The 17,115-nt window shown below is 64.1% G+C and carries 22 protein-coding genes; 10 read left to right on the top strand and 12 right to left on the bottom strand.

The annotated features are described in order from the left end of the window. The first annotated feature begins 217 nt into the window (after nucleotides 1-217). From S7S_RS01180 to S7S_RS01165, 4 genes are all read left to right on the top strand, one after another. Nucleotides 218-457: a type II toxin-antitoxin system ParD family antitoxin gene (locus tag S7S_RS01180; RefSeq protein WP_008736166.1), complete on the top strand. Its 240-nt coding sequence runs from the start codon at nucleotides 218-220 to the stop codon at nucleotides 455-457. Further along, the gene (locus S7S_RS01175) at nucleotides 457-750 is read left to right on the top strand and encodes a type II toxin-antitoxin system RelE/ParE family toxin (RefSeq protein ID WP_008736164.1); all 294 of its coding nucleotides are present in this window, start codon (nucleotides 457-459) and stop codon (nucleotides 748-750) included. Before S7S_RS01180 ends, S7S_RS01175 begins: the two co-directional genes overlap by 1 nt. Before the next feature lie 220 nt (nucleotides 751-970). Continuing rightward, a complete protein-coding gene (locus tag S7S_RS01170; protein WP_008736162.1) occupies nucleotides 971-1,678 on the top strand; it encodes an HAD family hydrolase in 708 nt (235 codons plus the stop codon). After that, nucleotides 1,671-1,994, top strand: a complete 324-nt coding sequence (locus tag S7S_RS01165; RefSeq protein WP_008736160.1) for a YqcC family protein — start codon at nucleotides 1,671-1,673, stop codon at nucleotides 1,992-1,994. The genes S7S_RS01170 and S7S_RS01165 overlap by 8 nt, the downstream gene beginning before the upstream one ends. Nucleotides 1,995-2,004: 10 nt before the next feature. On the opposite strand, the gene S7S_RS01160 is transcribed toward S7S_RS01165, so the two are convergent. Both S7S_RS01160 and S7S_RS01155 read right to left on the bottom strand, forming a co-directional pair. Continuing rightward, nucleotides 2,005-2,997 (bottom strand): ChuX/HutX family heme-like substrate-binding protein, encoded by a 993-nt coding sequence (locus S7S_RS01160; RefSeq protein WP_169745541.1) that lies wholly within the window; start codon nucleotides 2,995-2,997, stop codon nucleotides 2,005-2,007. A gap of 228 nt (nucleotides 2,998-3,225) precedes the next feature. Then, entirely contained in the window at nucleotides 3,226-3,426 is a 201-nt protein-coding gene (locus tag S7S_RS01155) for a hemin uptake protein HemP (protein WP_008736156.1), read from the bottom strand. 134 nt (nucleotides 3,427-3,560) lie between these two features. Here S7S_RS01155 and S7S_RS01150 point away from each other — a divergent pair, with 134 nt between their 5' ends. The 3 genes from S7S_RS01150 (at nucleotide 3,561) to S7S_RS01140 (ending at nucleotide 5,335) form a co-directional block, all read left to right on the top strand. Then, nucleotides 3,561-4,082, top strand: a complete 522-nt coding sequence (locus tag S7S_RS01150; protein ID WP_008736154.1) for a DUF6231 family protein — start codon at nucleotides 3,561-3,563, stop codon at nucleotides 4,080-4,082. Nucleotides 4,083-4,146: 64 nt separating this feature from the next. Next, on the top strand, nucleotides 4,147-4,824 hold the full coding sequence (locus S7S_RS01145; RefSeq protein WP_008736152.1) for a hypothetical protein: 678 nt from the start codon (nucleotides 4,147-4,149) through the stop codon (nucleotides 4,822-4,824). An 85-nt stretch (nucleotides 4,825-4,909) separates the two neighbouring features. Continuing rightward, nucleotides 4,910-5,335: an OsmC family protein gene (locus S7S_RS01140; protein ID WP_008736149.1), complete on the top strand. Its 426-nt coding sequence runs from the start codon at nucleotides 4,910-4,912 to the stop codon at nucleotides 5,333-5,335. 34 nt (nucleotides 5,336-5,369) lie between these two features. On the opposite strand, the gene S7S_RS01135 is transcribed toward S7S_RS01140, so the two are convergent. Genes S7S_RS01135 through S7S_RS01120 form a run of 4 tightly spaced genes read right to left on the bottom strand, consistent with a single transcriptional unit; the run spans nucleotide 5,370 to nucleotide 8,385 of the window. Further along, nucleotides 5,370-5,882 carry a dihydrofolate reductase gene (locus tag S7S_RS01135; protein ID WP_008736147.1) on the bottom strand — a complete coding sequence of 171 codons (513 nt, stop codon included), beginning with the start codon at nucleotides 5,880-5,882 and terminating at the stop codon, nucleotides 5,370-5,372. 15 nt (nucleotides 5,883-5,897) lie between these two features. Further along, a complete protein-coding gene (locus S7S_RS01130) occupies nucleotides 5,898-6,731 on the bottom strand; it encodes a thymidylate synthase (RefSeq protein WP_008736145.1) in 834 nt (277 codons plus the stop codon). Then, complete coding sequence (gene lgt / locus S7S_RS01125; protein ID WP_008736143.1) at nucleotides 6,728-7,534, bottom strand: prolipoprotein diacylglyceryl transferase; 807 nt, start codon at nucleotides 7,532-7,534, stop codon at nucleotides 6,728-6,730. The genes S7S_RS01130 and lgt overlap by 4 nt, the downstream gene beginning before the upstream one ends. 47 nt (nucleotides 7,535-7,581) lie before the next feature. Then, nucleotides 7,582-8,385, bottom strand: coding sequence for a sulfite exporter TauE/SafE family protein (locus tag S7S_RS01120; RefSeq protein ID WP_008736140.1), 804 nt, complete (start codon nucleotides 8,383-8,385; stop codon nucleotides 7,582-7,584). A 77-nt stretch (nucleotides 8,386-8,462) separates the two neighbouring features. On the opposite strand from S7S_RS01120, the gene S7S_RS01115 reads away from it, so the two are divergent. Next, nucleotides 8,463-9,218, top strand: coding sequence for an NRDE family protein (locus tag S7S_RS01115; protein ID WP_008736138.1), 756 nt, complete (start codon nucleotides 8,463-8,465; stop codon nucleotides 9,216-9,218). A gap of 5 nt (nucleotides 9,219-9,223) precedes the next feature. Here the strand turns inward: S7S_RS01115 and S7S_RS01110 are convergent, their stop codons facing one another. The 3 genes from S7S_RS01110 to S7S_RS01100 all read right to left on the bottom strand — a co-directional run bounded on the left by S7S_RS01110 (nucleotide 9,224) and on the right by S7S_RS01100 (nucleotide 12,898). After that, entirely contained in the window at nucleotides 9,224-9,898 is a 675-nt protein-coding gene (locus tag S7S_RS01110; protein WP_008736136.1) for a hypothetical protein, read from the bottom strand. 137 nt (nucleotides 9,899-10,035) lie between these two features. After that, on the bottom strand, nucleotides 10,036-12,303 hold the full coding sequence (ptsP, locus tag S7S_RS01105; RefSeq protein WP_008736133.1) for a phosphoenolpyruvate--protein phosphotransferase: 2,268 nt from the start codon (nucleotides 12,301-12,303) through the stop codon (nucleotides 10,036-10,038). A gap of 79 nt (nucleotides 12,304-12,382) precedes the next feature. Then, complete coding sequence (locus S7S_RS01100; RefSeq protein ID WP_008736131.1) at nucleotides 12,383-12,898, bottom strand: RNA pyrophosphohydrolase; 516 nt, start codon at nucleotides 12,896-12,898, stop codon at nucleotides 12,383-12,385. Between the two features lie 131 nt (nucleotides 12,899-13,029). On the opposite strand from S7S_RS01100, the gene S7S_RS01095 reads away from it, so the two are divergent. Next, the gene (locus S7S_RS01095; RefSeq protein WP_008736130.1) at nucleotides 13,030-13,683 is read left to right on the top strand and encodes a histidinol-phosphatase; all 654 of its coding nucleotides are present in this window, start codon (nucleotides 13,030-13,032) and stop codon (nucleotides 13,681-13,683) included. 64 nt (nucleotides 13,684-13,747) lie between these two features. Continuing rightward, nucleotides 13,748-14,794 (top strand): imelysin family protein, encoded by a 1,047-nt coding sequence (locus S7S_RS18670; RefSeq protein ID WP_008736128.1) that lies wholly within the window; start codon nucleotides 13,748-13,750, stop codon nucleotides 14,792-14,794. 33 nt (nucleotides 14,795-14,827) lie between these two features. On the opposite strand, the gene S7S_RS01085 is transcribed toward S7S_RS18670, so the two are convergent. The 3 genes from S7S_RS01085 to S7S_RS01075 all read right to left on the bottom strand — a co-directional run bounded on the left by S7S_RS01085 (nucleotide 14,828) and on the right by S7S_RS01075 (nucleotide 17,096). After that, nucleotides 14,828-15,613 (bottom strand): enoyl-CoA hydratase, encoded by a 786-nt coding sequence (locus tag S7S_RS01085; RefSeq protein WP_008736126.1) that lies wholly within the window; start codon nucleotides 15,611-15,613, stop codon nucleotides 14,828-14,830. Between the two features lie 150 nt (nucleotides 15,614-15,763). Beyond that, nucleotides 15,764-16,384, bottom strand: a complete 621-nt coding sequence (locus tag S7S_RS01080) for an outer membrane beta-barrel protein (RefSeq protein WP_008736124.1) — start codon at nucleotides 16,382-16,384, stop codon at nucleotides 15,764-15,766. Nucleotides 16,385-16,499: 115 nt separating this feature from the next. Continuing rightward, nucleotides 16,500-17,096, bottom strand: a complete 597-nt coding sequence (locus S7S_RS01075; RefSeq protein WP_144401721.1) for an AAA family ATPase — start codon at nucleotides 17,094-17,096, stop codon at nucleotides 16,500-16,502. Nucleotides 17,097-17,115 lie beyond the last annotated feature (19 nt).

The raw sequence follows: 17,115 nt of genomic DNA, 5'->3' as shown, positions 1-17,115 counted from the left end.
CTTCTCATCACCTTCCGCCCAGACATCGGTGAAGGCCTCTTTGTTCGGGACACGCACGCATCAACTCTCTCCTTTACGCGGCGCGTCGTCTGGACTCTCAAAACCGCACATCAAGTATCGCCGCAAGCAGCCGCGCACCTTTCAGCGCATCAACCTACCTTGCGCTGATACAGGCGCCCTGCCAGACTATACCAATATTTGGTACAGGAGCTTGCCCATGGCCAGAAACACCAGCATTACGCTTGGCCCCCATTTTGATGAATTCATATCCACGCAGGTGGAGAATGGCCGCTACAGTTCCGCCAGCGAAGTGGTACGCGCCGGGTTGCGCCTGCTTGAGGAAACGGAAAGCAAGCTTACCCGTCTGCGGCGTCTTTTAGACGAGGGCGAGCAAAGTGGTATAGCAGAGTACTCCTACGAAAGCATTATTGCGGAACTGGACAGCGAGGCTCACTAATGCCTCCGTTCCTGCTCACCGCCGCCGCCCGAAAGGACGTCATTGATATTGGCCGCTTTACTGCTGAGAAGTGGGGGAAACGGCAACGCGACAAGTACCTCAAGCAGCTTGATGACACCTTCAGGCTGCTTGCCCGCCAGCCTGAAATAGGCCGCGATGCAGAAGATATAAAGCCCGGGTACAAGAAGTTTAGTCAAGGCAGTCACATTGTCTTCTACCGGCCAGGCACGGATGCCAAAATTGTGGTGATTCGCATTCTTCACAACAGCATGGATGTGGATCGACATATCTAGCATCCCCCAGCGACGCACTCAGGCACATCGGGCACGTGCCGTGGGCCGTTTGGGACATGCATCAACGCCGGACATCAGCCCCACCCAACGCCACCGCTGCAACGGCCATTGAGTGCTCCCAGTGCACTCCCGAAGATATTAATTTAATTATTTTCAATAGGTTACCAAAGCATCCTTTCCCATCATTCCGCCACCACCCCCATCCCGCTATCATCCCCCCATGCCCAGACTCAAACTCATCACCTTCGACCTGGACAACACCCTCTGGCCCGTGGACGAGGTCATCCGCCGGGCAGAGCAGCGTTGCCGCCTCTGGATCGCGGAGCGATACCCGGAAGCCGCCGAGTGCATGACAGTCGAGGCTGTCCGCGAGATCCGCGATCAATTGCTGCGGGAGAAGCCGGGGTATGTCCACAATCTCACCGCCCTGCGCCGGGATGCGCTGGCGCGGGGGTTCATGGCGGCGGGTTACCACTCCAGCGAGGCGGCCCGCCTGGCGGGGGAAGCCTTCGGCATCTTTCACGATGCCCGCAATGAGGTGGTGTTCTTTCCCGGCGCGCTGGACATCCTTGCCCACCTGGCCGACAGCTACACGCTGGGGGCGCTCACCAACGGCAACGCAGACCTGCGGCGGATCGGGATTGATGACCTGTTCGCCTTCCATCATTCCGCCGAGACCGTGGGCCGGGGCAAGCCGGAGGCGGACATGTTTCTGGCCGCGCTGAAATCCTCCGGCAGCCGGGCGGACCAGGCGCTGCATGTCGGCGACCATCCGCTGGAAGATGTGGGCGCGGCGATTCAGCACGGGTTTGGCGCCGTGTGGGCCAATCTGCTGGATCAGCGCTGGCCGGCGGATTTGCCGGAGCACCCGCATCGCATCCACACTCTGCATGAACTGCGCGACCTGGTGACGTTACTCGATGCCTGATACCCAACACCGTTTTGATCTGCTCAGCCTGATGAATGAACTGGAACAGGCGCTGCGCGACCTGGGGGCCTGGGAAAGCACACCGCCGCCCCCCGCTGCGTTCGAGAGCAGTGTGCCGTTCAGCGCCGACACGATGGACTTCACCCAATGGCTGCAGTGGGTGTTTCTGGCCCGGTTCCGGGCGATTCTGGAGGGCGGCCATCCGCTGCCGCGGCAGTGCGGCGTGGCGCCGATGGCGGAAGAGGCGCTGCGTGGCATGGAAGGCGATATTCAGGACGTGCTGGCGATTCTGGCGCGGATCGACGAGCGCTTCTGACGCCCGGCGGTCAGGCTTCGGGCGGCAGCAGGCTGTCCGCCAGCAACGCCCGCCAGCTGGGCAGTTCCAGCCGGCCATAACCGCTGGCGCCACTCAGGGTCAGTACGCGCTGATCTTCCCCGTCAAACAGTTCGATGCTGGTGACGATGCTGTCGGCAGCCGGTTTGCGCACACGCCAGACCGACGCCACTTCGCGCATATTCAAGGAAAACCGCACGCCGGGCTGGCGTATGCAAAGAGAGCCGCCCTGCCACACGGGCAGGCTCACCGGGCCCTCGAAACTTTGCACGCTGCCCCGGTTGCCGCAGCACATCCGCACGGGCGTTTGCCTCGCTGCCGCCAGCGCCAGCAGGGCCGGCACGCTGTCCAGGCTGACGGCGCGGGCGAATTTGTCGCGCACCTGGCGGTAGGCGCGCAGGCGACGGACGCCGTAGCGGCGCAGCAGGGCATCGAACTCCTGTGGTTCACGCAGCACCGACCAGCTCTGTTCCAGCGCGGGCAGATCAAGGTGCGCCACTTCCACATCGCCCATTGGCGGTTGCGGCAGCGGCAGTTGTCGTTGATCGGGATGCAGCATGGCACAGACCAGTTCCTCGAAGGCCATGCCGGCGGTGCCATCGGGCACATGCAGTTGATGCAGCAGATGGCCGTGGCGGTCGAAAAACAGCAGTGAGCGCGGTGCGATACCCGCCACCGGCGCCAGCACGGCCAGCGCCAGCGCCCACTGGCGCGAGTACAGCATCAGCGTCAGTGCGTCGTGCCGGACGCGGGCAACGCCGTCGGCACCGTTGAATTCCAGTGGTGCATAAGGTGCCGTCTGCCAGAGGTGGCAGGCGCGATTGTGCGTGCCGGCCTCGAGCTGGTCGAAGCGGTACAGGGCTTTCAGAATGGCGCCCGGCTCATCCTGCAACCGCAGCACGCGGTCGCCCAGGGTGGCCGCGCAGGCGCCCAGCGGCGCGGGCCACGGCATGCGCCAGAGTGACACATTCGGCAGGGCATTCATCGGTTCGGCCTCCAGCACATGGATACAGTCAAAGTCAGTCAGGGCACACCCGCCCAACATCGGGCGGGGGCACCTGAGTGGCGGACTGGCTGGCTGCTGCGCTGGCTGGCTGATCCGTCAGGGGAGAAACAAGGGGCAGGCGCCAGCGTGATCCCCTCGCTGGCTGCGGCAGCCTGCCGGTGCCGTCAGCGGCAGGTGCTGACCCACCCGCCGCCGGAGAATGCATGGCTATTTGGTCAAAATCAGTTTGCCGGCCGCAGTGCGACGCAACTGATAGAAGCTGTCGCCGTGGCGAATCCACAGGGTGCCGTCCTCGTTCAGCAGCGTGCGGCTGTTGATACGGCCATCGCGCACGGTCACATTGCGGTAGAGGCCACGGGGCCGGGGTGATTCGTTGCGCGGCTTGGGGGCGGCAGTGGATTGCGACATGACAGGCTCTCCCTATTGATGAGAATGATTATCATTATGATGGTGGTGGCCGTCAATCACTTCCATTGTGATTTTTTGTGATGCGCTGCCCAGGCCCGTTTTCCCGCGTGGAGTCAGCGCGCTACACTCACCGCATGAACCACATTGATGCCACCGCCCCCGTGGCGGACAGCCCGCAACGTCATCTGGCCGCGATCCTCGATGGCCAACACCCCGCCACGCTGCTCACGCTGAGCCTCAACCCCATGCCGGTCGTCGATCAATGGTGCCGGGAACACGGCACGCAGCTGACCCGCCTGGAAGCGCCAGACCCGTTTGATGAACTGGCACGGCTCGGCCGTTTTGATCTGGTCATCGTCGCCGATCAACTGGAATACATGACCCGCGACAATGGCACCGAACTGCTCGGCCTGCTGCGCAATCTGCACACCAACGCCATGGTGGTGCTGTACCAGCCGCAACGCGCGCCTGACACGCTGCGCTGGCCACGCAATGATTTCCTCGGCATGGGCCTGCGTCGCGAGGCGGATTTCGAGGACGGCGAGCGCAGCATGACGCTCTACAGCTATGAGCTGGACACCTACAACTTCCGCCGCGCCTGGAACAATCCGCAGTACTGGGCCAATCCCGAGAACTGGGGTCGCTATTGGTGGTAAGCGGCTGCACGCCGCGCGCCAAGCCAGTACACTTGCCGGCTGACCCGACCACTGCGGACCTTTGATGATTGCCCAGCGAATTCAGGAAAGCCTGCGCTTCTGGTGGCAGAACCTGCCTGCCCTGCTCCTGGTGACCGTGCCCTTCGCCATTGCCGGCGAACTGGTGCAATGGGGTGTCGGCCCGGCGCTGTACATGGACGAAGATGCCCTGCGCATCGGTCATCTCTCGGCACTGCTGCTGATGTTGCTGCGGCCGTTTTCCGAAGGGGCAGTGATGGCGCAACTGGTGGCGATCCAGAACGGTCGCGCGCGGGGGCTGGGTGATTGCCTGCTGTTCTGTCTGCGTGCCGCACCGGTATTGCTGCTGACGTATCTGCTGCTGGGCATCGCCGTGTACGCTGGCATGCTGTTGCTGATCTTCCCCGGTGTGTGGCTGTATGCGCGGCTGTGCCAGGCACCGTTTATCGCAGTGCTGGAAAACATCTCGCCGGTGCAGGCCCTGCAGGCCAGCTTTCAGCGCAGCCAGCAGGACCAGTGGCAAATTCTGCTGGCCGTGGTGATGGTGTTCATGCTCATCCTGCTGGTGTCGAATACCCTCGCCATCGTGCTGATTGCCGTACTCGGCGAGAACCAGGGCAGCGGCCTGCTGGTCTCCATCGGCACCACCCTGGTCAGTTCGCTGATGTCGGTGATCGTGTTCCGCTACTATGGCCTGCTGCTGCCTGCCCGGCGCCCCGAGTGAGGCAGTACAGACGAACGGCGTACTGACGGCAGCCGTCCCGGCTGGCTACCATCGCTCTTTCTTCCTTTCAGGAGCCTCACCAACGATGGCCGACTTCCGACTTGGCGTCAGTTGGGATGCCACCAGCGATACTGACCATTATGTCTGGCGCCTGGCCAGTGGCTCCGTGCTGCGCACGCAGGCAATGGATGGCACGCTGACGAGTGAATTCATGGACCCGGAAGAAGCCTTTATTGCGGCCATCGCCAGTTGCCACCTGTTGAGCTTTGTCACCGAGGCGGCACGCGCGGGCTATTCGGTGAGCCGTTATCAGGACAACCCGGTGGGCACACTGGGCAAGGATGAGCAGGGTGTGTTGTATATGCGCGAGGTGGCGCTGCGGCCACTGGTGAAATTCGCCGGCGAGGCACAGCCTGATCGCGAGGCGGTGGAAGCGCTGCACCGGGAGGCACGCAAGAAATGTTTTATCAGCCACTCGGTGCGCAGCGAGATACGCATTACACCGCTCTGACAACGCCTCAAAGCGGCATCGGGTAACGGCCTGATCAAGCCTGCCGGGCTCGCTCGTAGACCACGAAACTGTAGTCATACTGGTTTGGCGGCTCGGCCCTGAAACTGTCGCGGCCGATTTCCCGCCATGCCGCCGCGTCGAAGCCGGGAAAGAATGCATCGCCGTCCACGGCGGCATGCACTTCGGTGATGTACATGCGATCCACACGCGGCAGTGCCTGGCCGTAGATCTCCGCACCGCCAATCACCACCGCTTCGTCCGCACCGTCAATCAACGCAACGTGCTCCGCCAGCGTCAGCGCTTCGTCCAGTGACGGCACCACTTTCGCACCCTCGGCCTGGTAACCGGCCTGGCGGGTGATAACGATGTTAGTACGGCCGGGCAGGGGGCCTTTCAGTGATTCCCAGGTCTTGCGCCCCATGATGATCGGTTTGCCGAGGGTCGCCTGCTTGAAATATTTCAGGTCGCCCGGCAGGTACCAGGGCAGCTTGTTGTCGCGGCCGATGCAGCCGTTGTCAGCCTTGGCCACGATCAGTGCCAGTTGCATGCCATTATCCTCTGCTCAGATCGCCACCGGCGCCTTGATGTGCGGGTGCGGGTCGTAGTCCACCAGCTCGAAATCCTCGAACCGGAACGCGAACAGATCGGTCACCGCCGGGTTGAGTTTCATCTGCGGCAGCGGGCGTGGCGCGCGGCTGAGCTGCAGTTCAGTCTGTTCCAGGTGATTGCTGTAGAGGTGCGCATCGCCGAGGGTGTGGACGAACTCGCCGGGCTTGAGGCCGCACACCTGCGCCATCATCAGCGTCAGCAGGCTGTAGGACGCGATGTTGAACGGCACGCCGAGGAATATATCACCGCTACGCTGATAGAGCTGGCAGGAGAGCTTGCCGTCGGCCACGTAGAACTGGAACAGGCAGTGGCACGGCGGCAATGCCTGGCGGCCCAGGGCAGCATTGCGCTCCGGCGGCAGGCTCGGGTCCGGCAGCACCGCCGGGTTCCAGGCGGATACCACCAGCCGGCGTGAGTCCGGGTTGCGGCGGATTTCCGCCAGCACGTCGCTGATCTGGTCGATCACGCGGCCGTCGTGGGTTTTCCAGCTGCGCCACTGTTCGCCGTACACCGGGCCCAGTTCGCCGTCCTCGGTGGCCCATTCGTTCCAGATGGAAACGCCGTTGTCCTTCAGGTAACGGATATTGGTATCACCCGCCAGGAACCACAGCAGCTCGTGGATAATGGATTTCAGATGCAGTTTTTTCGTCGTCGTGACCGGGAAACCGGCGGCCAGATCAAAGCGCATCTGGTAGCCGAACACGGCGCGTGTACCGGTGCCGGTGCGGTCGCTTTTTTCCACGCCGTGGTCGCGCACATGGCGCAGCAGGTCGAGATACTGTTTCATCGTGTCACCGCTCCCGGCACCGGGTTGTTCCTGTAGGCCCAGACCATCATGCCGAGGCCGATCAGCACCATCGGTGTGCTCAGCAGCATGCCCATGGTCAGCCAGTCAAAGGCGATAAAGCCGAGGTGCGCATCCGGCTGGCGGAAGAATTCACCGACGATACGGGCGGTGCCGTAACCCACGCCAAACAACCCGGTCACTGCGCCCGCCGGACGCGGCCTGGCGGAATACAGCCACAGCACGATGAATAACAACAGGCCTTCCATCAGCGACTGGTAAAGCTGGGACGGATGACGCGCCAGTTGCGACGGGTCATTGGGAAACACCATTGCCCAGGGCACATCGCTGGTCCGGCCCCAGAGCTCGCCGTTGATGAAGTTGCCGATGCGGCCGGCGCACAGGCCGATCGGCACCATCGGCACAATGAAATCCGCCACCTCGAAATAGCGCTTGCCGGTCTTGCGGGCAAACAGCCAGAAGGCAACCAGCACACCCAGGGCGCCACCGTGGAAGGACATGCCGCCCTGCCACAGCTTGACGATGCTGACCGGGTCATTGAGGAAGCCTGAGAAGTTATAGAACAGCGTGTAGCCTACCCGGCCGCCGACAATCACCCCCAGCGCACTGTAGAACACCAGGTCACTGACCTGTTGCGCTGTCCAGCCACTGCCGGGGCGTGCCGCGCGACGGGTGCCCAGCCACCAGGCGGCGACAAAACCGAACAGGTACATCAAGCCGTACCAGTGAACCTGAAGCGGCCCGATGGCAATCGCCACCGGATCAATTTCCGGGTATTGCAGCATAGCACTTGTCCTTGCAGGGGCCGGGCGGATGCCCCGGCCAAATCCGATCAGCCCAGCGCCAGGCGCGCGCCGATCACACAGAGTACAACAGCAAAAATACGTTTCAGTGTCGCCGCCGGCAGCCGATGGGCCAGGCCCGCGCCAACGCGGGCCATCGGATAGCTGGCAATGCCGATACCCACCGCCGCCGGCAGGTACACATAGCCCAGGCTGCCCGGCGGCAGGTGCGGATTATCCCAGCCCGCGATGATAAAACCGACACACCCGGCCAGCGCAATCGGCAACCCGCAGGCGGAGGACACCGCCACCGCTTCCTGCATGCGCACACGGCAGGCGTTCATGAAGGGCACCGTCAGCGAACCACCGCCAATGCCGAACAGGCTCGATACCAGGCCGATGCCACCACCGGCCGCCACCAGCACCGGCGTGCCGGGCAGCCGTTCCGGCAACCCCGCCGGCACCTTGCGCCAACTGCTGGTCATCATCTGGATCGCCACCAGCACGGCGAACACACCGAACAACTGCGTCAGCCGGGGGCCGGACAGCCAGTCGGCAACAAAGGCGCCGGCAAACGCGCCGACAACGATGCCGCCGCTGAGCCGGAACACCAGCGGCCAGCGCAGGCTGCCGCGCTGGTGATGCGCCCGCACCGCGCCCACCGAGGTGACGATGATGGTCGCCAGCGACGTGGCCACCGCCAGCTGCGCCATGTTCCCGGTCAGGCCGCGCAGATGGAACACCAGCAGCAGGCCGGGCACGATCACCACGCCGCCGCCAAGGCCCAGCGCGCCGCCAAGCAGGCCGGACAACACACCCAGCAAGACATAAACCGGGATCAACTCAAGCGCCACGCCGACCTCCCTCTACCGAGGGTGCTATGCTAGGCGCTGTCCAAATGTAATGCACCCCAGCAGACCGGATTCCCCGCATGTGCATCATTCTGTTCGCCTGGCAAAGCCACCCTCGCTACCCGCTATTGGTGGCCGCCAACCGTGATGAGTTCCATCATCGCCCCGCCGAGGCCGCACGCTGGCGCGGGGGCATTTTCTGTGGCCTGGATCTGAGCGCCGGTGGCACCTGGCTGGGCGTGACCCGCGACGGCCGGTTCGCCGCCGTGACCAATTTCCGCGAGCCGGTGGCCGAGCGCGTCTCGGACGCAGCCCGCTCACGTGGCGACCTGCCGATGCAATTCCTGCAAGGCCGGGAATCACCGTCGGACTATACCGCCCGCATTGCCGACCAACAGGATACCTACCGCCCCTTCAACCTGCTGGTCGGCGACGGCGACCAGCTCTGGTACCTCAGCAACCGTGGCGCGGCGCCGCAAGCGGTGACACCCGGCGTACACGGCCTGAGCAATGGCCTGCTGGATACACCCTGGCCCAAGGTGACACGCGGCAAGGAAAAGCTGGCGCATGTGGGGCAGGGCGAGGCCAGACCTGAGCACCTGCTGGCACTGCTGCATGACGACTGGCGCCCGGATGACGACCATTTGCCGGACACCGGCGTGGGCCCGGAACTGGAACGGCTGGTAGCACCGATCTTTATCCGCTCACCGCAGTACGGCACGCGGGCCAGCAGTGCGGTGCGGCTGGGGGCGGACGGGGAAGTGACCTTGCTGGAACAGGGCTGGCAGCCCGACGGCACGCCACAGGGCGCGCCGCGGGACAGCCGCGAGGGCTGAGGGCTTCAGCCGCGCTGCTTGATGATCTGGCCGTAGTGGCGCATGAACAGCTTGAGTTCTTCGTTGCTGAGGCCGCGCAGCACCTTGGCGTTCACCGCGCGCACCGCCTTGCGGCTGCCCTCGATGCCCACGTTCAGGGCTTTCTGGGTGACGAAGCCGATTTTCACCAGCCGCGTCTGCGCCACGAAGATGTTGTCCAGGATGGCGTCGTTGAGCTGGTCCATGACGCGCGTCACCAGCACCACTTCCTCCTGGCCGCGACCGGCCAGGCACGCCTCGGCGGCACGGCGAAAGTCGTCCGCGAAGGCCGCATCGACCGGGAAGCTGATCTGCGCCTGCTGGTCGTTGTCCTCCCCCGCCGGCCAGTACATGGCCTCGACGTTGCGCACGATCGGCGCGAACTCGGCGTTGGTGGTCTTCTTGTAGATCTGCCGCGTCAGCATGTGCGAGGCCTTGCTGGCGGTGGACACGGCAAAATCGATCACCTTGCGCTGCCCGGATGAAATCTGCGCCATTTCCGCCGGCTCCAGCAGGAACAGCCCGAGCATGCGGTCGGTCAGGCGGTCCACCATGGTGATGAAGGCCTCGGCGCCATTACCGCCGTGGGAAACGGCGCGCAGGAAATCCTCAGTGCTGTTCACGAGTGCCGGATTGGCCGGAATCGCCACCACATTCTGCATTGTCAGGTCCCCGTGTCAGGTCAGTCCCGGCGTGCCTGCCGGGCGAAACAGCGGCGCATCATAGCGAGGCCTCCCGGGCAGCTAAAGGCCCGTTCAGGCCGAAATGACCACCGCAGGAGGGCGGTGCAGCCACCCGCCTACACGCTGCGCCGATGGTGCAGCAGCTCGCCCAGGCCAGCCTTCTCCAGTTGCAGGTCGACGTAGGATGAGATCACCTCGCCGTTGTCCATCGCCAGCACTTCGTTGAGCAGTTTACGGGCGAAACCGATCTTCACCTTGCGGATCGCCGCCTTCACCTTGAGCAGGTTGGAGGCGTTCATGGACAGCGCCTGGAACCCCATCGCCGTGAGCAGCAATGCCGATCCCGGTTCCCCTGCCATCTCGCCACATACGGACACCGGCTTTTCTTCTTCGCGCGCGGCCTCGACCACCAGCATCAGTGCGTGCAGCACCGCCGGGTGGTAGGAGTTGTACAGGTCCGCCACCTGGCGGTTGTTGCGGTCCACCGCCAGCAGGTACTGGGTCAGGTCGTTGGTGCCGACGGACAGGAAATCCACCCGCTGCGCCAGCGCGCGTGCCTGATACACCGCCGCCGGCACTTCGATCATCACCCCCACCGGTGGCATCGGCACGTCGATGCCTTCTTCGCACACCTCCAGCCAGGCACGGTGGATCAGGTGCTGCGCGTCCTCCGCCTCGAACACCGACGTCACCATCGGCAGCATGATGCGCAGGTTGTCCAGCCCCTGGCTGGCCTTGAGCATGGCACGCACCTGCACCATGAAGATTTCCGGGTGATCCAGTGTCACGCGGATACCGCGCCAGCCGAGGAACGGGTTTTCCTCCTTGATCGGGAAATAGGGCAGCGCCTTGTCACCGCCCACGTCCAGGGTGCGCATGGTGACCGGGTAGGGTGCGAACGCCTGCAACTGTTCGCGGTAAATCTGCCGCTGTTCTTCCTCGGACGGAAACCGGTCGCGCATCATGAACGGGATTTCGGTGCGGTACAGGCCCACGCCCTCCGCGCCGCGTTCCAGTGAACGCGAAATATCGGTCATCAGGCCGGTGTTCACCTGCACCTGGATGCGGTAGCCATCCTCGGTTTCTGCCGGCAATTCGCGCAGCTTTTCCAGGCCGGCCTGGAGCGTGAGTTCCTCGGCAATGATCGCCTCGAACTGCTGCTTCAATTCCACCGAGGCGTTGGCCACCAGCCGACCCCGGAAGCCGTCGACGATGACCTCTTTGCCATCGAGCTGTTTCAGCGGCATGCCCTGCGCGCCCACCACGGTGGGAATGCCCATCGCCCGCGCCACGATCGCCATGTGCGAGTTGCGCGAGCCCTGCACGGCGGCAATGCCCTTGATACGGTCCTGGGGCACTTCCATCAGCATGGTCGGCGTGATTTCCTCGCCCAGCAGGATGGATTGTTCGGGAAACTCCTGCACCCGCCGGTTGCGGCTTTGCAACTCGGCCAGCACACGGCGACCGAGATCACGGACATCCGCCGCCCGTTCGCGCAGGTATTCGTCATCCATCAGCTCGAAGTTGCGGATGTGCGCCTCGATCACGATGCGCAACGCGCCCTGCGCCCAATGGCCCTCGCGAATCTTGGCGACGATCTCGCCCGCCAGCGCGTGTTTGTCGAGCATGCGCAGGTAGACATCGAACAGTGCCTGTTCCTCGTTGCCCAGCCGTCCCTTGGCGCGGTCTGCCAGCGCACGCACGTCGGTGCGCACGCGCATCAGCGCCGATTCCAGCAGGCTGACTTCGGCATCGATGTTTTCCGGTTCACGGTCCGGCACGGAACCGAGGTCCGCCGGCGGGAACAGCAGCACGGCGGTGCCGATGGCCGCACCGGACGCACCGGGCTGGCCGTCGTAGATCTTCGGCAGCAGTTCCTGCGTATCCAGGTCGTCCAGCGCGCCGGTGGCACGGGCGTGCGCCACCACGGCGGAAAGCTGTGCGGAGATGGTGACCAGGAACGCCTCTTCACTCTGGTCGAACCGGCGCGCATCGCGCTGCTGTACCACCAGCACGCCAAGCACGCGGCCGTGATGCATGACCGGCACGCCGAGAAAGGCATGGAAAGGGTCTTCGCCGGTTTCCGACAGGTAGTGGAATTTCGGATGCACGAAGGCATCTTCAAGGTTGATCGGCTCTTCGCGCAGACCGACCTGGCCAATCAGGCCTTCGGCGATGCCCAGGCTGACCCGGCCAATCGCCTCGCGCTTGAGGCCTTCGGAGGCCATCAGCACATAGCGTTGCCCGGAGCTGTCGAGCAGATAGATCGAACAGACTTCGGTGCCCATGGCGTCGCGTACCCGGCGCGCCATCAGGTCCAGCGCGCTCTTCAGGTCGGCGGCACTGTTCACTTCCTGGACGATTCGCCGGAGGGTGTCGAGCATGCAGGTCTGCCTTGGGTGATGGCTGTTTTAATGGTTCAGGACTGTTTCTTTAACGGTTAAGAACTGTTTCTTCAGTGGTTCAGGACTGTTTCAGATAGGCCTCGCGCCGCATGATCGGCGCCAGTTCCTTCAGGGCGCGGGCATAGACCCCGCGCTTGAAATGCACCACCTTGCGGATCGGATACCAGTAACTCACCCAGCGCCAGGACTCGAATTCCGGTGTGTCACTGCGGGCCAGATCAATGCGCTGCTCGTCACTGACCAGCCGCAACAGGAACCATTTCTGCCGCTGGCCAATGCACTGCGGCCCCCGTGTATCATCACGCCGGCGCAGAAAGCGGCGTGGCAGGCGGTAACTCAGCCAGCCCTCGGTGCAGGCCAGCACCTCTACATCGCCCTGGGTGAGACCGACCTCTTCTTCCAGTTCACGGTACAGCGCCTGTTCCGGTGTCTCGCCCGGCATCACGCCGCCCTGCGGGAACTGCCAGGCATCCCGGTTGCCGATCCGCCGGCCCCAGAATACACGACCTTCAGCGCCGACCAGAATAATGCCGACGTTCAACCGAAAGCCCTGCTCATCAATAATGCCTGTCATCTTCCTGCCTGCCTGGCCACGTCATCATTAAACCTGCGTGGCTTGAACCGATCAACGCGGGTTTTTCTGGCCCGCTTTGCTATTCTAGCGGCCTTTTCCAGACCTGTGCCGCCCTCGTTGCCGGAGAATCTATGACACTCGCGATTTTCGACCTCGACAATACCCTGATCGCCGGGGATTCCGATCACCTGTGGGGCGACTACCTGGTGGCGCGCGGCATCATCGACGCCGACGGCTATAAGGCCACCAACGACCAGTTCTACCAGGACTACCTGGCCGGTCGCCTGGACATCACCGCCTACCTGCGCTTTGCCCTGAAAGTGCTCACCGAGCACCCGTTGCAAGACCTGCTGCGCTGGCGCGAAGAGTTCATGCGCGATGAAGTGAGCGCGATCATGCTGCCAAAGGCGGCTGAACTGCTGGCGGAACATCGTGCCAAAGGGCACTTCCTGCTGATCATCACCGCCACCAATGATTTCGTCACCCGACCGATTGCCGACTCCCTGGGCGTTGATCACCTGCTGGCCACCACTGCCGAGTTCCGCGACGGCGCCTACACCGGCGACATCAGCGGCGTACCCTGCTACCGTGACGGCAAAGTAACGCGCCTGGAAGCCTGGTTGCGTGACAGCGGCCATGACCTTGCCGGCAGTTACTTCTATAGCGACTCCCAGAATGATCTGCCGCTGCTGTCCCGGGTCGAACACCCGGTAGCCGTGGACCCGGACCCGACGCTGGCGGCCACCGCCCGCGAAAAAGGCTGGCCGGTGATCAGCCTGCGCTGAGCCGCACCCGGTGCTGGGGGGCCACACCGGGCGCGTTTTCGGGACCTGACTTGCCGGAACAATAATGAAAGCCTGCCTGACATCCCTGTTGCCGCTGGCCCTGGCCACGGCCCTGCTGACCGGCTGTGAACGCGAACCGGAGCGGCCTGCGCCTGCGCCGGCACCGCACGCCAGCCCGGCCGCCGCAGAGTACGACGCGCTGGCCGCCGCCTTTGCAGAGGAAAGCGCGCCACAACTGCGCAAGCTGGTGGTGGCCGCACCCGGCTTCCGCGAAGCGGTGGGCGCCTTGCTCGAACACCCTGACGACACCCGGCTGCACACTGCACGCAATGCCTGGACGCTGCTTTACCAGGGCTTCAACCGTGCCTGGCCGGTACTGGCCACCCGCGCCACACTGGCGCCGTCACTGGCCCATCCGCTGGCCCGCGCCGACATCTGGCCGATCCTGCCCGGCTACGTGGACGCGGTGCCCGGCTGGCCGGAAAGCGGGCTGGTCTACGACGTCACCCTGCCCCTCAACACCGATACCCTGATCGCCCAGCAGGACATGACTGACCCGGCGGAGGTCAGTGTCGGCCTGCAGGTGCTGCACCTGCTGCTGTTCGGCCTGCCCGAGGCACCGCGCGCGCCGCTGGATGTGACCGCCGTGACCGAACTGCTCCCCAGCCACCAGCTTCCCTTGAGCGAACTGCCGGAAAACCGCCGTCGCGCCTACCTGGACGCCGCCAGCGCCGTCCTGCTGGAAGACCTGACCGCGCTGGTGCAACCGGCCCAGGCCGTACCACCCCGGACGCTGGCGGCCGCCCTGATGCAGGCACTGGCCGACGGTTACCTGCGGCTGGCCCGGCTGGCGGCGCTGGAGGGGGCCACCGCCACCGACGGCGGCGAGTTCATGTCACCGGCCGCGCGGGAGATCGCCGTCACCGAAACACGGGCGGCCGTGGACCAGTGGCTGAAAGCGGACAGCCCGCAGCACCAGGCACTGATGGCGCTGCTGAACACGCTAGATGTGCACTATGCCAACGCGCTGATCGAGCAGGTGGCGGCGGAGCCGCAGGACGCGGCGGCGCTGGCCCAACTGCTGTCCACGCCGCCGGAAGGTCTGTACTGACCGTGGGCGCCGACGCGCCCACCTCTTCGGGCATTACTCGAACCGGCTGAAATCCGGCTTGCGCTTTTCCATGAAGGCCATCATCGCCTCACGCGCTTCCGGCGCGCCCAGACGTGCCAGGAAAGCGTCGCCTTCCGCGCGCATCTGTTTCGCCACCGCGTCACGCTGCGGCTGGCGCAGGAACGCTTTGGTCATGCGCACCGAGGCCGGCGGTTGTGCCGCCAGGCGCGCGCACGCTTCACGCGCTTTCTGCAGGTATTCACCGTCGTCGTACACGGCATTGGCCAGCCCGTACTCCACCGCCTGCTCGCCCGTGAAGGTCTCCGCCAGCATCAGCAGTTGCGCCGCACGCGGGTGGCCCATGATCTGCGGCAGCAGATAACTGGCGCCGGCTTCCGGGCACAGGCCCAGGCTTACGAACGGCATCTGCAGGCGCGCGCCACGGGCGCAATACACCAGATCGCAGTGCAGCAGCAGGGTGGTGCCAATGCCTACGGCCGGGCCGTTCACCGCCGCCACGATGGGCTTTTCCTGCATCAGAATCTGATCCAGAAAACGCATCACCGGCGAATCGTTGCCCTTGGGCGGGTTCTGCAGAAATTCCACCATGTCGTTGCCGGCGGTGAAGCAGTCTTCGGTGCCGGTGATCAGTGCCACCCGCACGCCCGGATCGGCATCGGCTTCGGCCAGTGCCGCCGTCATGGCGTCGTACATGGGATGGGTCAGGGCATTGCGGCGGTCCGGCCGGCGAATGCTGATTTCAAGGATGCCGCCCTCGCGGCTGACAACGATTTCCGGACAGGCGACAGACTCACCCATGATGCATTTCTCCCAACTGGCAACACTGAAAATACAACACCCGACAGGGACAAGCCCGGCCGGGTGCAGCGGGCCCGCTCAGGCGCGGGCTTCTCGCGGCTCACGCGGCGGGGCCAGGCCCCGCCGCGGTCCGGGAGAGTGTATAGCAGTTCAGAAGTTGTAACGACCAAAGAGACCGAAGGTGCCGGTGTCGCCACCGACCGCCACACGGGCGCCCAGGTCAACCTGCGGTTGCAGTTTGTACAGCGCCTGCCCGTACAGGCCGGTATCGCTGTCTTCCACGTCTTCGTGGAAGGCGCCGCCGGACAGCTCGATCTTGTCCGTGGTGCGATGGCGCAGGCCCGCGCCCAGGGCATAGCCGGTTTCGGAATCACTGCGGCCGCCGTCAACGTCGGCACGTACGCGCACCACGTCACCGGTCACCACCAGATCCAGGTTTTCCTGCAACAGCGTATTGAAACCCAGCCCCAGGTGAATACGCTCACCGTCCACATCCGGGCTGAAACGGCCATCGAGTTCGCCGTCATAGAAATTCACGCCGCCGCGCAGGAACAGGTTCGGATCAAACGCGTAGCTGCCTTCGAAGAACAGCGCGTCCACATCGGCTTCCGGGTTGGCGATGTCGCCGACCTCATACCCACCCTGCAGATAGGTGTAGGAAAAACCATTGTCGCGGCCGGAAATTGTCTGCTGTTGCGCCAGTGCCGGCAGGGCCAGTGAACCCAGGGCGGCGGAAAGCAGTACAGCGGAGCCAAGTTTGATCGGTTTCATACCACATCCTCTGTTGTCGTGCGGTTCGGCCTGCGCCAGTGCGTGCCGGGGCAGACCCATTGTCACAGACCCGTCACCTTACAGCAGGGTTCCGGCACACCCTTGTAAACAGTAGTTAAAGCCCGGCGGACGGCACGCCACCCGTGCCCTGCTGTGATGCAGTTCCGCTGCCAGCCTCCAGCGCACGCAGCACAAAATCGCGCCGACCGGCCACGTCACAACACGGCAGCAGCAGCGTGCGATAACCGGATTCGGTGTATACCCGACGCATATGCTCGAAGGTGGTCGTTGCTGTGGCGAAATCCTGCCTGCGCTCCGCATCCTGCGCATAAATTGCCGGCCAGGGTGGCGCCAGGAAGACCGTGGGGTAATAGCGACAGCGGGTGATGCCGTCATCCAGCGCCGGCGGCTCTTCAATCTCTGCCACACGACAATAACCGCGAATATCCGGAATGCCCCGATCGAAAAAGACCCAGCCTTCCGCGTCATCGTTCGCCGCATAGTGCGCGCTGTCCCGGGCCAGCATTGCACGCGCGAAGGCCTGTCTGTCCGCCCACGGCAATGCGCGGCCTCCCTGTTGCTGCTGCGCCTGGATAATCGCGCGCCCGGATTCCGGCACCACCGGAAAACCGGCCTGGCCCAGCGCATTCAGCAACGTCGTCTTCCCCGCACCGGGGCCACCGCTCAGAACGACCGCTCTGGATAAATGCATCATCAACCTCCTGTCTGTC

This window comes from Isoalcanivorax pacificus W11-5 (assembly GCF_000299335.2).
In the GTDB taxonomy this organism is placed as follows: domain Bacteria; phylum Pseudomonadota; class Gammaproteobacteria; order Pseudomonadales; family Alcanivoracaceae; genus Isoalcanivorax; species Isoalcanivorax pacificus.
This window is presented reverse-complemented; position numbering and strand designations above follow the sequence as displayed.

Coding starts and splice junctions, on each gene's coding strand:
- S7S_RS01180 (WP_008736166.1), top strand. CDS start 218: ATGGCCAGAAACACCAGCATTACGCTTGGCCCCCATTTTGATGAATTC.
- S7S_RS01175 (WP_008736164.1), top strand. CDS start 457: ATGCCTCCGTTCCTGCTCACCGCCGCCGCCCGAAAGGACGTCATTGAT.
- S7S_RS01170 (WP_008736162.1), top strand. CDS start 971: ATGCCCAGACTCAAACTCATCACCTTCGACCTGGACAACACCCTCTGG.
- S7S_RS01165 (WP_008736160.1), top strand. CDS start 1,671: ATGCCTGATACCCAACACCGTTTTGATCTGCTCAGCCTGATGAATGAA.
- S7S_RS01160 (WP_169745541.1), bottom strand. CDS start 2,997: ATGAATGCCCTGCCGAATGTGTCACTCTGGCGCATGCCGTGGCCCGCG.
- S7S_RS01155 (WP_008736156.1), bottom strand. CDS start 3,426: ATGTCGCAATCCACTGCCGCCCCCAAGCCGCGCAACGAATCACCCCGG.
- S7S_RS01150 (WP_008736154.1), top strand. CDS start 3,561: ATGAACCACATTGATGCCACCGCCCCCGTGGCGGACAGCCCGCAACGT.
- S7S_RS01145 (WP_008736152.1), top strand. CDS start 4,147: ATGATTGCCCAGCGAATTCAGGAAAGCCTGCGCTTCTGGTGGCAGAAC.
- S7S_RS01140 (WP_008736149.1), top strand. CDS start 4,910: ATGGCCGACTTCCGACTTGGCGTCAGTTGGGATGCCACCAGCGATACT.
- S7S_RS01135 (WP_008736147.1), bottom strand. CDS start 5,882: ATGCAACTGGCACTGATCGTGGCCAAGGCTGACAACGGCTGCATCGGC.
- S7S_RS01130 (WP_008736145.1), bottom strand. CDS start 6,731: ATGAAACAGTATCTCGACCTGCTGCGCCATGTGCGCGACCACGGCGTG.
- lgt (WP_008736143.1), bottom strand. CDS start 7,534: ATGCTGCAATACCCGGAAATTGATCCGGTGGCGATTGCCATCGGGCCG.
- S7S_RS01115 (WP_008736138.1), top strand. CDS start 8,463: ATGTGCATCATTCTGTTCGCCTGGCAAAGCCACCCTCGCTACCCGCTA.
- S7S_RS01110 (WP_008736136.1), bottom strand. CDS start 9,898: ATGCAGAATGTGGTGGCGATTCCGGCCAATCCGGCACTCGTGAACAGC.
- ptsP (WP_008736133.1), bottom strand. CDS start 12,303: ATGCTCGACACCCTCCGGCGAATCGTCCAGGAAGTGAACAGTGCCGCC.
- S7S_RS01100 (WP_008736131.1), bottom strand. CDS start 12,898: ATGACAGGCATTATTGATGAGCAGGGCTTTCGGTTGAACGTCGGCATT.
- S7S_RS01095 (WP_008736130.1), top strand. CDS start 13,030: ATGACACTCGCGATTTTCGACCTCGACAATACCCTGATCGCCGGGGAT.
- S7S_RS18670 (WP_008736128.1), top strand. CDS start 13,748: ATGAAAGCCTGCCTGACATCCCTGTTGCCGCTGGCCCTGGCCACGGCC.
- S7S_RS01085 (WP_008736126.1), bottom strand. CDS start 15,613: ATGGGTGAGTCTGTCGCCTGTCCGGAAATCGTTGTCAGCCGCGAGGGC.
- S7S_RS01080 (WP_008736124.1), bottom strand. CDS start 16,384: ATGAAACCGATCAAACTTGGCTCCGCTGTACTGCTTTCCGCCGCCCTG.
- S7S_RS01075 (WP_144401721.1), bottom strand. CDS start 17,096: ATGCATTTATCCAGAGCGGTCGTTCTGAGCGGTGGCCCCGGTGCGGGG.